This is a genomic window from Candidatus Shikimatogenerans silvanidophilus (genome assembly GCF_018200315.1).
GTDB lineage: Bacteria > Bacteroidota > Bacteroidia > Flavobacteriales > Blattabacteriaceae > Shikimatogenerans_A > Shikimatogenerans_A silvanidophilus.
The window spans coordinates 1-12,849 of the sequence record NZ_JADFUB010000010.1 but is presented as its reverse complement, the minus strand read 5'-3'; the positions used below and the strand labels follow the sequence as shown (position 1 = coordinate 12,849).

Below are 12,849 nucleotides of genomic sequence, written 5' to 3'. Positions count from 1 at the left end.
CTGATAGTGGCAAAGTAAGTGTGTCCTTTTTGTTGTCAAATTTGTTATCAATTAAGTCATAAATAGAATGATTTCTAGTTACAATATAAAAAAATTAATATAAAAAAATTTTTTATAAATATCATTATGGTTTATAAAAAATTAAATAAATAATTATTTAATAATTTTTAATTTTGTTTTTGTGTACATAATGGTATTTGTTTATATTATCATATACTAATTTATGAGTAAAAATTATTTATATTTAATCTAATATAAAGGTAAAGGATTATTAAAAATAACTGTAGATGTAGTAAAAATAATTAAATAATCAGATACATATTCATGTAGGTTATTATGCTGTAATTTATATTATTATATTACATTTTTTAAATTTTTAAAAAATAATTAAACCTTACTATTACAGTATAACTTAATTTAATATGATAAATATTATCTGTTTATTAAATAAAAAAAATTATTATCAGAAAAAATATCTTGTATAAATAAAATTATTTTACAATAATAAAATAAAAAATATATAAAATAAATTTAAAAAAATATATAACAAATATTAATTTTTATTATGTTAATAAATAATATAAATGAAACTATTTAAATAATATTTTAATTTAATAATATTTTTTTTATTAAATATTATAAATATATAAAATATATAAAATATATATAGGAGAGATGGCAGAGTGGTCTATTGCGTCGGTCTTGAAAACCGGTGAAGGTAAAACTTCCGGGGGTTCGAATCCCTCTCTCTCCGCAAATAAATTTATTTACGAAAATAAATTATAAATTATTTATATAATAAAGCATATTCTTTAATTTTTTTTAAAATATAATAAATACCATTTACTCTATTAAAAGAAATAAAATTTATTAAACCTATTTTTTTTATAAAATTTTCTTTATAAAAAATAATTTCTTTTGGTAATCTATTTGAATAAATACGAATTAATAAAAAAATTATTCCTTTTGGTATATTAGCTTCACTATCTGCTTTATATATTATTTTTTTTTTATTAATATATGCATGAATCCATGTTTTAGATTGACATCCTTTTATTAAAGTATTTTTATTTTTATATTTTTTATCCATTTTTGGAATTTTTTTAGATAAAAAAATTAAATATTCGTATTTATCTTCCCATGTTTTTAATAAAGAAAATTCTTTTATTATTTTATTTTCTTCTTCTAATAACAAAAATAAAGACATATTTTATTATTAATATTTAAATTTTAAATATTATAAATAATTATACTTATTATTAAGTTTATTATTTTTTATAAAAGATAAATAAGTATTATATATTAACATTGCTCTTGTCATAGGACCAACTCCTCCTGGTACAGGAGTAATATATGAAACTTTTTTATATACATTTTTAAAATCTACGTCTCCTACTATTTTTTTATATTTATTTTCATTTATACCAACATCTATTATAATAGATTTATTTTTTATCATATTTTTTTTTATAAAATTAGGTTTACCTATTGAACTTATTAATATATCAGCTTTTTTTGTAAAATAAATTAAATTTTTAGTATAACTATGAGTTATAGTAACTGTACTATTTCCCATATTTTTTCTACTCATTAAAATACTTATAGGAGTTCCAACTATTCTACTTCTTCCAATAACTACTATATGTTTTCCTAAAGTATTAATTTTATAAAAATTTAATAATTTGAAAATTCCTAAAGCTGTTGCAGGTATAAATATTTTTTTATCATTATAATTCAATGATAATTTACCTAAATTAATAGGATGAAAACCATCAACATCTTTATTAGGATTAATATGTAAAATTATATTTTCTATATTTAATATTTTTGGTAATGGTAATTGTATAATAAAACCATCAATTAAAGGATTATTATTTAAATTTTTTATTTCAAAAATTAATTCTTTTTCAGAAATAGAAATAGGAAATTCTAATAAATAAACTTTTATTCCAATTTTTTTACAATCTTTTATTTTATTTTTTACATAATTAATGCTTTGAATATTTTTTCCTACTATAATAATTCCTAAATGAGGATTAATATTTTTATTATTTTCTTTTATTTTATTAATTTTTTTTTTAATTTTTTTTAAAAAAAATTTAGATACTTTATTACCATTTAATATTTTGTCCATTATAATTACATATTTTTTCTATTTTTTTTGTTATTTCAATAAAATCTTTATAAGAAAGTTCCTCTGCTCTTTTATAAAAAAAAGAATTAAAAAATGAATATTTTTTATATATATATAAATCTAATGTTTTAAATAATATTTTAAATAAAGAGTTTTTTAATATTTTTCTTCTTTGATTGAAAGATTTTTTTATTATTTTTAAGAATAAATTTTTATTAAATTTTATTATTTTTTTTTTTTTAGTAAATTTTATTACAGAAGAATCTACTTTTGGTTTAGGATAAAAATTATGTTTAGAAACATTAAATAATAATTTTACTTTATAAAAAGTTTGAATTAAAATAGAAATAATTCCATATTTTTTTCCATTTTTTGATATTATTCTTTCAGCAACTTCTTTTTGAAACATTCCTATACATTCTATTACATATTTTTGATTTTTAAAAATCCAAAATATTATTTGAGAAGATATATTATATGGAAAATTTCCTATTAAATAAATTTTTTTTAAATTTTTATATTTTGGATGCCATAATAAAAAATTATAGTGTATAATTTTTGATTTCAAAAAAGGATATTTTTTTTTCAAAAAAAAAATCATATCTTTATCTATTTCTATAAAATAAATTTTTTTAAAATTTGAAAAAATATATTTACTTAAAATTCCTTTTCCTGGTCCTATTTCAATAATAATTGATTTTTTATAATTTGAATTTATTAAAATATATTTTATAATTTTTTTAGCTATTTTTTCATTTATTAAAAAATGTTGTCCAAATTTTTTTTTATTAAAAATCATATTTAAAAATGTATAAAATATTTATATTTATAATTTTTTTAATGCTTCTTCTATAGTAAATTTTTTTATATATTTTTTTATTTCTTTTATAGGAATTCTTATTTGTTTCATATTATCTCTTTTTCTAATAGTAACTGTTTCTTTAGTAATACTTTCATCATCTATTGTTATACATAATGGAGTTCCTATTAAATCTTGTTTAACATATCTTTTTCCAATAGTATTTTTTTCTTCGTAAATTGAATTATAATAAAATTTTAATTTATTAAAAATTTTTTTTCCTATTTTAATCAATTCTTCTTTTTTTATCAATGGAAAAATAGCAACTTTTATTGGTGATAAAAATTCTGGTATTTTTAAAAAAGTTCTTTTTTTATTTTCTGTAATTATTTCTTCTTTTAAAGAAGAAGTAATAATTGATAAAAATAATCTATCTAATCCTATGGAAGTTTCTATTATATAAGGAAAATATTTTTCTTTATTTTTTTCGTCGAAAAAAATAAAATTTTTTTTTGATAATTTTGATAATTTATAATGATTTTTTAAATCAAAATCACTTCTTGAATGAATTCCTTCTAATTCTTTAAATCCAAAATAAGGAAAATTAAATTCTATATCTGTTGCACGTTTTGCATAATGAGATAAATTTTCATGATTATTAAATCTATATTTTTTTTTTTTAAATCCTAAAGATAAATGCCAATTTAATCTTTTATTTTTCCAATATTCATACCATTTTTTTTCTTCTTTAGGATTAATAAAAAATTGCATTTCCATTTGTTCAAATTCTTTCATTCTAAAAATAAATTTTTTAGAAAATATTTCATTTCTAAAAGATTTTCCTATTTGTGCCACTCCAAATGGAATTTTTAATTTATTTATATTTAAATAATTAAAATAATTTATAAAAATACCTTGTGCTGTTTCTGGTCTTAAAAAATTTTTTTCATTTTTTAATTTTATAGGAAACATTAAATCTATTTTTATAATTTCTTTCCAATTTAATAATCCATTTTCTGGATTACATATATTATATTCTTCTATAATGTCTTTTATATTATTTATTTTATTTTTTTTTATTAAATCTTTAATTTTATTTTTTATTTTATTTTTTTTATTAATAAGAATTTTTATATTTTTTTTTTCTTTTATATATTTTTTTATTTTTAATTTAAAAAAATTATCTATTAACCAATCAATTTTATATTTTTTTTTAGTAATATTGTCTTTAATAAATAAATCATAAAATAAATGTTTATGTCCTGATGCTATCCAAACATTTGGATGTAATATTATAGATGTATCTATTCCAATTATATTTTTATTTAATTGTACCATTGATTTCCACCAATATTCTTTAATATTATTTTTTAATAATATTCCATAATGACCATAATCATATATTCCACTTATACCTCCATAAATTTCACTAGATTGATTAATAAAACCATTTAATTTAGCATATTTTATTATTTTTTTTAATAAAAAATTACTATTCATGTACTTTTTATTTATATATTTTTATATAATTTTTATATACATTAAATTATTAATATTTATTATTAATATTTAAATAAAATATTTATATAAAATAAAATATTTGTATATGATTACTAATTCTTATGATTCAGGAGTTATTACAGGAAATAAAGTTATGAATATGTATAAATTTGCAAAAAATAATAATTTTGCTATTCCATCTATTAATGTTTTTAATTCTAATAGTATTAATTCTTCTATAGAAACAGCATTTATTTTTAAATCTCCAATTATTATTCAAATATCTCATAAAACTGCTGAATTTAATACAGGTGGTATTTTTAAAAAAAATAATATTATTTATGGATCTAAAATTATGGCTTTTCAAATTAATAAAATATCTAAATTATATAATATTCCAGTTATTTTAAATACAGATCATTGTTATAAAAAAAATTTAAAATGGATAGATAGTTTAATATTAGAAAGTAAAAAAAATTATGAAAAATTTGGAAAACCTATTTTTAGTTCTCATATGATTGATTTATCTAAAGAAAGTTTACAAGAAAATATAGAAATATGTTCTAAATTTTTAGAAAAAATGAAAAAAATTAATATTATTTTAGAAATAGAATTAGGAATTACTGGAGGAGAAGAAGATGGTATGGATAATACTAATGTTGAAAAAAAAAGACTTTATACTACTCCTGATGATGTAGAATATGCATATAAAGAATTAACTAAAATTAGTTCTAATTTTATTATAGCAGCTAATTTTGGAAATATTCATGGAGTTTATAATAATAAAAAAAATTTATTAAATACTAATATTTTAAAAAAATCTCAAATAAAAATTCAAAAAAAATATAAAACTAGTAAAAATCCTATTTTTTTTGTATTTCATGGTGGATCTGGAACATCTAGAATAGATATAAAAAAATCTATAGAATATGGTGTAGTAAAATTTAATATAGATACAGATTTACAATTTGCTTTTTTAAGTGGAGTTCGTAATTATATTTTAAATAATAATGAATATTTAAAAAAACAAATAGGTAATCCATTAGGAAAAAATTATCCTAATAAAAAATATTATGATCCAAGAATTTGGCTTAGAGAAGGTGAATTATATTTTAAAAAAATATTAAAAAAATATTTAAAATTATTAAATAGTTATAAAAAATTAAATATTTATAATAAAATATATAAAAATATAAATTTAAATAAACAATAAAAAAAAATAAATAATTAATGTAATAATAAAAAAATATATAAAAATAAAAAATTATATAAACTATATAATTTATAAAAATTTATAAAATTATATAATTTATTATTTTACTATTTTTTTTATATTTTTATAATAAATTTAAATTATTTAATAAACATTTATATATAAATATAAATATATATAATAATTATATATTAATAAATAAAAATTATATATTAATAAATATATAATAATATAATAATATAATATAATACATTTATATATAATATAAATATTATAAATATATAAAAATATATATAATATATTAAATATATATATTAATTAATTAATAAATTAATTACTTAAATTATATTAATAATAAATAATTAATAATTTAATTATTAATTAAAATTAATTACTTTACTTTTACTTACTTAAATTCACTTTTACTTAACTTCTTCATAATCTACATCTTTAATATTATTATTTTTATTATTTGATTTATTATTATTATTTAAATTTGGATTGTTTTTTTCTTTATTAGGATTATTAGGATTATTAGGATTATTAGGATTATTAGGATTATTAGGATTATTATATATGTCTTTTGAAGCTTGATTCCAAGCATCATTAATTTTTTTTATATAAATATCTATTTCTTTAATATTTTTATTTTTATGAGATTCTTTTAATTTTTTTAAATAATTTTCTATATTTTTTTTATTTATTTCAGATATTTTATTTCCATATTCTTTTAAATTATTTTCAGTTTGAAAAATAATGCTATCTGCATAATTTAATTTTTCTATTTCTTCTTTATTTTTTTTATCTTTTTCTTCATTTTTTTTTGCTTCTTGTTTCATTTTTTCTATTTCATCTTTACTTAATCCTGAAGATGCTTTTATTTTAATAGATTGTTCTTTTCCAGTTCCTTTATCTTTTGCAGAAACATGTAAAATTCCATTTACATCTATATCAAAAGTTACTTCAATTTGTGGAACTCCTCTTGGTGCTGGAGGTATATTTATTAAATCAAATCTACCTATTTCTTTATTATCATTAAAAAGTTGTCTTTCTCCTTGTCCTACTCTAATAGTAACTGCTGATTGATTATCCGATGCAGTAGAAAAAAGTTCTGATTTTTTAGTAGGAATTGTTGTATTTGATTCAATTAATTTAGTGAATACACCTCCTAAAGTTTCAATTCCTAAAGATAATGGTGTAACATCTAATAATAAAACGTCTTTAACATCTCCTGCTAAAACTCCTCCTTGTATTGCTGCACCTATAGCAACTACTTCATCTGGATTTACTCCTTTAGAAGGAATTTTACCAAAAAAATTTTCTACTTCTTTTTGAATTTTAGGAATTCTTGTAGATCCACCAACTAATATAATTTCATTTATATCAATAGGTTTTAATCCTGCTGATTTTAATGCTTTTTTACAAGGTGACATAGATCTTTTTATTAAATCTTCACATAATTGTTCAAATTTTGATCTAGTAATATTTTTAACTAAATGTTTTGGTCCAGAAGAAGTAGCTGTAATATATGGTAAATTAATTTCTGTTTGTTTGCTAGATGATAATTCTATTTTAGCTTTTTCTGCTGCTTCTTTTAATCTTTGATGAGCCATAGCATCTTTTTTTAAATCAATTCCTTCTTCTTTTTTAAATTCATTATTTAACCAATTAATTATTTTTTCATCAAAATCATCTCCTCCTAAATGTGTATCTCCATTAGTTGATAATACTTCAAATACTCCATCTCCAAGTTCTAAAATTGATATATCAAAAGTTCCACCACCAAGATCATAAACAGCAATTTTTTTATTTTGATTGCTTTTATCTAAACCATATGCTAATGCAGCTGCAGTAGGTTCATTAATTATTCTTTCAACTTTTAATCCTGCAATTTCTCCTGCTTCTTTAGTAGCTTGTCTTTGTGAATCATTAAAATATGCAGGAACTGTAATAACAGCTTGATTTACTTTTTGTCCTAAATAATCTTCTGCTGTTTTTTTCATTTTTTGAAGAATCATAGCAGATATTTCTTGAGGAGTATATAATTTATTATTTATTTCTACTCTAGCTGTATTATTAGATCCTTCTTTAATGTTATATGGAATATTTTTTATTTCTTCTAAAATATCTGAATATTTTCTTCCCATGAAACGTTTAATAGAAAATATTGTTTTTTTAGCATTAGTAACAGCTTGTCTTTTTGCTGGATCTCCAACTTTTATTTCTCCTTTATTAACAAAAGCAACTATAGAAGGAGTTGTTCTTTTACCTTCTGAATTTTGAATAACTGTAGGATCATTTCCTTCCATAACTGCAACACAAGAATTTGTAGTTCCTAAATCTATACCTATAATTTTTCCCATATTTTTTATATTTTTATTATTTATTAAATTATTTAAATTATTTATTAAATTAAATAAACAAATATCATTCCATTTATAATTAATTTATATAAAATTATATTTTATGACTTTTTGTCTGTTTTTTTTATAAATAATATTTTAAAAAAAAATATTTTTTTATAAAATGTTTTTTTATAATTAATATATTTTTATTTATATATTAAATTTTATATTTTTATTTATATAAATATTTATTATTTATATTATATTTATTAAATAATAATAATAATTTATTAAATATTAAATAATAATAATTTATTATTAAAATATTCTTTTATTATTAAAATATTATTTTATTAAAAAAAATAAGTATAAAATTTTATTAAAAAATAAGTATAAAGTTATGTATGATTATAAATTATGTATTATTTAAAAATTTTATTATATGAAAAAAATATTTAAAACTTTATTTTATAGTGAAAAAAAAATAAAAAAAAAATGGTTTATTATAGATGCTAAAAATAAAATTTTAGGTAGATTATCTTCTATTGTTTCTAATATAATTACTGGAAAAAATAAACCTAATTATAGTCCTAATATTAATTGTGGAGATAAAGTTATTATAATTAATTCTAAAAAAATTAAAATTAGTGGAAAAAAAAAAGAAAAAAAAATTTATATTAGATATACAGGATATCCAGGAGGAAAAAAAATTTATACTTTTAAAGAATTAATTAAAAAAAATCCTAATAAAATTATTGAAAATTCTATTAAAAGGATGTTACCAAAAAATCGTTTAGGAAGAAAAATTTACAAAAAAAATTTATATGTTTATTCTGGAAAAGAACATAAACATAAATCACAAAATATTGAATTTTTTTATTTTTAAATTTATATTTAAAAATTATTATTTTTTATTATTAAAAAATTTATAATTATGATTTATTCAATAGGAAGAAGAAAAACATCTATAGCTAGAATTTTTTTAAAAAAAGGTACTGGAAATATTTATATTTTTTCAAAAAAAAAAAAAAAAATTGTTAAAAAATTATTAAAAGAATATTTTATTAATCCTTTATTAATTAATAATATAGAACAAGTTTTTAAAATTATTAAAACAGATATTAAAAAATATGATTTATTAATAAGAGTAAATGGTGGAGGTATTAGTGGACAATCAAATGCTGTTAAATTAGCAATTTCTAGAATTTTTTGTAAAATAGATGAAAAAAATAAATTTTCTTTAAAAGAAAAAGGATTTTTAACTAGAGATTATAGAAAAGTAGAAAGAAAAAAATTTGGTAGAAAAAAAGCAAGAAAAAAATTTCAATTTTCAAAACGTTAAATTAAATATAATGATTAAAATAGATATTTATGATTTATTAAATGCTGGAGTACATTTTGGACATATAACTAAAAAAAGAAATCCTAATATGAAACCATATATTTTAATGAAAAAAAATGGTATACATATATTGGATTTAATTAAAACTAAAATGAAAATACAAGAAGCCTGTATTGCATTAAAAAAAATTATTTTAAATAAAAAAGATATTCTTTTTGTTTGTACAAAAAAACAAGGTAAAAGTATTATTGAATATTATGCAAAAAAAATAAATATGCCATATATTTCAGAAAGATGGTTAGGTGGTTTTTTAACTAATTTTTTTACTATTAGAAAATCAATTAACAAAATGAATTATATGTTAAAAAAAAAGATAGAAGGTTATTATAATAATTATTCTAAAAAAGATAGATTATATATTGATAGATTAATAATAAAATTAGAAAAAAATTTATCATCTGTTTCTATTATGAATAGAATTCCAGGAGCTCTATTAATTGTAGATATACAAAAAGAAAATATTGCAGTAAAAGAAGCAAAAAAATTAAAAATTCCAATTATTGGAATAGTTGATACAAATTCTGATCCTAAATATATTGATTATCCTATACCAGCTAATGATGATTCTTCTAAATCTATAAAATTAATAATTTATTATTTAATAAAATATATAGAAAAAATAATAAATAATAAAAATAAAATTAATAATAAAATAAATAACAAAATTAATAATGATAATAATATTGGATAATTAAAATTATAACAATATTATTTTATTATTATTATTATTATTAATTATTATTAATTATTATTATTTATAAATAATATAATTAAAAAATTAAATAAAATTATTTTTAATTTATTAAAATTATTATTAATTATTAATTTAAAATTTAATTAAATTTTAAACTTAATGATTAAAATTAAAATAGAAGATATAATTTTTTTAAGAAAAAAAACAGGATTAAGTATTTTGAAATGTAAAGAATATTTAATAAAATATAAAGGAAATTTAGAAAAAGCTTTTAATTTTTTTAAAAAAAAAAATTATTTAAATGATTATAATTATAATAATTATAATAATGATAATAAAATTTTTAAAAATGGAATAACTTTATCTAAAACAAATTTTAATAATAATACAGGAGTAATATTATCTATACTTTGTGAAACTGATTTTGTTGCAAAAAACAAACAATTTATTTCTTTATCAAAAGAAATTTTAAATGATATATTAATATATCATGAAAAAAATGAAAAAAATGAATTTATAAATTCATCAATTTATAAAAAAATATTAAATAAAATAATTGAAAAAAGTATTTTTTTTGGTGAAAAAATTAAAATATCTTGTTTTGATGTTATTAAATATCCTTTTATATCTTATTATGTACATTTAAATAAAATTTCTTGTTTGGTTGGTTTTTCTGATTATATAGATGGTATATATGATATTGGAAAAAATATTGCTATGCAAATAGCAGCAATGAATCCACTTTTTTTAGATGAAAAATCTGTTCCTAAAAAATTGATAAAAAATGAAATAAAAATAATTAAAAAAAATTTTTATAAAGAAAAAAAAGAAAAATTAGATAATATTATAAAAATAAAATTATATAAATTTTATGAAAAAAATGTTTTACTTAATCAAAAGTATATAAAAGATGAAAAAAAAACTGTTTTTGATTATTTAAAAGAAAATTTTAAAAATATTAATATAGTTTATTTTAAAAGATTTAGTATTTAAAAAAAATATTATATTTATTTTTTATATTTTTGTTATACTTAAAAAATTAAGTATAATTTAAAATGAAAAAAGTATTATTAATTATTTTAGATGGTTGGGGTATTTCAAACGATGAACAAAGATCTGCTATTAAAAAAAAAAATACAAAATTTATAAATAATTGTTTAAAAAAATTTCCTAATATAAAATTACATGCATCTGGAAAATATGTAGGGTTACCAATAAATCAAGTAGGAAATTCAGAAGTTGGTCATTTAAATATTGGTTCTGGAAGAATTATTAAACAAAAAATGGTATTAATTAATGATTCTATAAAAAATAATTATTTTGAAAAAAATATTGTTATTAATAATATGATTAAATATTATTTTAATAATAATAATAATAATAATAATAATAATAATAAAAATATTCATTTAATTGGTTTATTATCAGATGGTGGAGTTCATTCTCATATAGATCATCTTTTATATATTTTAAAATTTTTTTTAAAAAAAAAATGTATGAATGTTTTTATTCATATTATTACAGATGGAAGAGATACTTATATAAAAAGTGGATTAAATTTTATAAAAAAATTACAAAATTTTATTAATAAATATAAAATTGGAATAATTTCTACTATTTGTGGTAGATATTATGCTATGGATAGAGATAATCGTTGGGAAAGAACAAAAATTTATTATGATTCTATTGTTAATAATATAGGTAATTATAGTTTTAATATTATAGATTCTATAAAAAAAAATTATGAAAATGGAATAACTGATGAATTTATAAAACCTATTATATTTATAAATAATAATAAAATAAAATATAATAAAATAAAAGATAAAGATATTGTTTTTTTCTTTAATTATCGTTCTGATAGAATGAGACAAATTTCTAATTTATTATTAGAAAATAATAAAAATTTATATTATGTCACTATGACTAAATATGATAAAAAATATGAAAATGTGAATGTTATATTTGAAGAAAAAAATATTTTTAATACTATAGGAGAAGTTTTATCAAATAATAATAAAAAACAATTAAGAATTGCTGAAACAGAAAAATATCCTCATGTAACTTATTTTTTTTCTGGTGGTTTAGAAACTTGTTTTAAAAATGAAAAAAGAATTTTATGTCCATCTCCTAAAGTAAAAACTTATGATTTAAAACCAGAAATGAGTTTATCAAAAATTTATAATAATATTTATTTTGTAATAAAAAAAAATTTATTTGATTTTATTTGTTTAAATTTTGCTAATCCTGATATGGTAGGACATACTGGAAATATGAAAGCTACTATACAAGCTTGTAAAAAAGTTGATGAATATGTTAATTTAATTTATGAATTATCTAAGAAAAAATATATTGTTATAATTATATCAGATCATGGAAATGCAGAATGTATGTTGAATAAAGATGGTACAATTAATACTTATCATACTTCTAATTTAGTTCCTTGTATAATTCTTAATAAAAATTTTTGTTTTTTAAAAAAAAAAGGAAAAATATCAGATATTGCTCCAAGTATTTTAAAAATTATGGATATTGATATTCCAAAAGAAATGACAAGTGAAATATTATTAAAAAAATTATAATAAAAAAATATTTTATTTAAAAAAAATATTTTTTAATATAAATATTTTTAATAAATAATAAAAGTATATAATATTAATAAAAGTATATCAAAAAGTATATAATATTAATAATTATTAATATATTAATATAATTATTTAATAATTATAATTAATAATTAATAATTAAAATATAATAAATAA

At 16.1% G+C, this 12,849-nt stretch carries 11 protein-coding genes and 1 tRNA gene; 7 read left to right on the top strand and 5 right to left on the bottom strand.

Translation table 11 applies throughout. The features are described from left to right. Positions 1–669 precede the first annotated feature (669 nt). Positions 670–754, top strand: a tRNA-Ser gene (locus KHQ18_RS01510). Positions 755–787: 33 nt separating this feature from the next. On the opposite strand, the gene KHQ18_RS01505 is transcribed toward KHQ18_RS01510, so the two are convergent. From KHQ18_RS01505 to KHQ18_RS01490, 4 genes are read right to left on the bottom strand one after another with little or no spacing between them, the layout of a single operon-like run. Beyond that, on the bottom strand, positions 788–1,207 hold the full coding sequence (locus KHQ18_RS01505; RefSeq protein ID WP_212113368.1) for a SufE family protein: 420 nt from the start codon (positions 1,205–1,207) through the stop codon (positions 788–790). Between the two features lie 30 nt (positions 1,208–1,237). Continuing rightward, complete coding sequence (locus KHQ18_RS01500; RefSeq protein ID WP_212113367.1) at positions 1,238–2,134, bottom strand: bifunctional 5,10-methylenetetrahydrofolate dehydrogenase/5,10-methenyltetrahydrofolate cyclohydrolase; 897 nt, start codon at positions 2,132–2,134, stop codon at positions 1,238–1,240. Beyond that, positions 2,112–2,933 carry a 16S rRNA (adenine(1518)-N(6)/adenine(1519)-N(6))-dimethyltransferase RsmA gene (gene rsmA / locus KHQ18_RS01495; RefSeq protein ID WP_212113366.1) on the bottom strand — a complete coding sequence of 274 codons (822 nt, stop codon included), beginning with the start codon at positions 2,931–2,933 and terminating at the stop codon, positions 2,112–2,114. The genes KHQ18_RS01500 and rsmA overlap by 23 nt, the downstream gene beginning before the upstream one ends. A 27-nt stretch (positions 2,934–2,960) precedes the next feature. Further along, positions 2,961–4,433 carry a glycine--tRNA ligase gene (locus KHQ18_RS01490; protein WP_212113365.1) on the bottom strand — a complete coding sequence of 491 codons (1,473 nt, stop codon included), beginning with the start codon at positions 4,431–4,433 and terminating at the stop codon, positions 2,961–2,963. A gap of 106 nt (positions 4,434–4,539) precedes the next feature. Between KHQ18_RS01490 and fbaA the strand changes: the two genes are divergently transcribed. Next, a complete protein-coding gene (gene fbaA, locus KHQ18_RS01485) occupies positions 4,540–5,646 on the top strand; it encodes a class II fructose-bisphosphate aldolase (protein ID WP_212113364.1) in 1,107 nt (368 codons plus the stop codon). A gap of 422 nt (positions 5,647–6,068) precedes the next feature. Here fbaA and dnaK read toward each other — a convergent pair whose 3' ends face one another. Further along, positions 6,069–8,009, bottom strand: coding sequence for a molecular chaperone DnaK (gene dnaK / locus KHQ18_RS01480; RefSeq protein ID WP_212113363.1), 1,941 nt, complete (start codon positions 8,007–8,009; stop codon positions 6,069–6,071). A gap of 424 nt (positions 8,010–8,433) precedes the next feature. Between dnaK and rplM the strand changes: the two genes are divergently transcribed. From rplM to gpmI, 5 genes are all read left to right on the top strand, one after another. Continuing rightward, entirely contained in the window at positions 8,434–8,877 is a 444-nt protein-coding gene (gene rplM / locus KHQ18_RS01475; RefSeq protein WP_212113362.1) for a 50S ribosomal protein L13, read from the top strand. Between the two features lie 42 nt (positions 8,878–8,919). Further along, entirely contained in the window at positions 8,920–9,333 is a 414-nt protein-coding gene (gene rpsI / locus KHQ18_RS01470; protein WP_212113369.1) for a 30S ribosomal protein S9, read from the top strand. Between the two features lie 10 nt (positions 9,334–9,343). Further along, complete coding sequence (gene rpsB, locus KHQ18_RS01465) at positions 9,344–10,084, top strand: 30S ribosomal protein S2 (RefSeq protein WP_212113361.1); 741 nt, start codon at positions 9,344–9,346, stop codon at positions 10,082–10,084. 162 nt (positions 10,085–10,246) lie between these two features. Further along, positions 10,247–11,080, top strand: a complete 834-nt coding sequence (gene tsf, locus KHQ18_RS01460; protein ID WP_212113360.1) for a translation elongation factor Ts — start codon at positions 10,247–10,249, stop codon at positions 11,078–11,080. A 62-nt stretch (positions 11,081–11,142) separates the two neighbouring features. After that, the gene (gpmI, locus tag KHQ18_RS01455; protein WP_212113359.1) at positions 11,143–12,669 is read left to right on the top strand and encodes a 2,3-bisphosphoglycerate-independent phosphoglycerate mutase; all 1,527 of its coding nucleotides are present in this window, start codon (positions 11,143–11,145) and stop codon (positions 12,667–12,669) included. Positions 12,670–12,849: the final 180 nt, after the last annotated feature.

Bases quoted from the DNA above. Each gene is read 5' to 3' on its own strand.
- KHQ18_RS01505 (WP_212113368.1), bottom strand. From the start codon at position 1,207: ATGTCTTTATTTTTGTTATTAGAAGAAGAAAATAAAATAATAAAAGAA.
- KHQ18_RS01490 (WP_212113365.1), bottom strand. From the start codon at position 4,433: ATGAATAGTAATTTTTTATTAAAAAAAATAATAAAATATGCTAAATTA.
- rpsB (WP_212113361.1), top strand. From the start codon at position 9,344: ATGATTAAAATAGATATTTATGATTTATTAAATGCTGGAGTACATTTT.
- KHQ18_RS01500 (WP_212113367.1), bottom strand. From the start codon at position 2,134: ATGGACAAAATATTAAATGGTAATAAAGTATCTAAATTTTTTTTAAAA.
- rsmA (WP_212113366.1), bottom strand. From the start codon at position 2,933: ATGATTTTTAATAAAAAAAAATTTGGACAACATTTTTTAATAAATGAA.
- rplM (WP_212113362.1), top strand. From the start codon at position 8,434: ATGAAAAAAATATTTAAAACTTTATTTTATAGTGAAAAAAAAATAAAA.
- fbaA (WP_212113364.1), top strand. From the start codon at position 4,540: ATGATTACTAATTCTTATGATTCAGGAGTTATTACAGGAAATAAAGTT.
- tsf (WP_212113360.1), top strand. From the start codon at position 10,247: ATGATTAAAATTAAAATAGAAGATATAATTTTTTTAAGAAAAAAAACA.
- gpmI (WP_212113359.1), top strand. From the start codon at position 11,143: ATGAAAAAAGTATTATTAATTATTTTAGATGGTTGGGGTATTTCAAAC.
- dnaK (WP_212113363.1), bottom strand. From the start codon at position 8,009: ATGGGAAAAATTATAGGTATAGATTTAGGAACTACAAATTCTTGTGTT.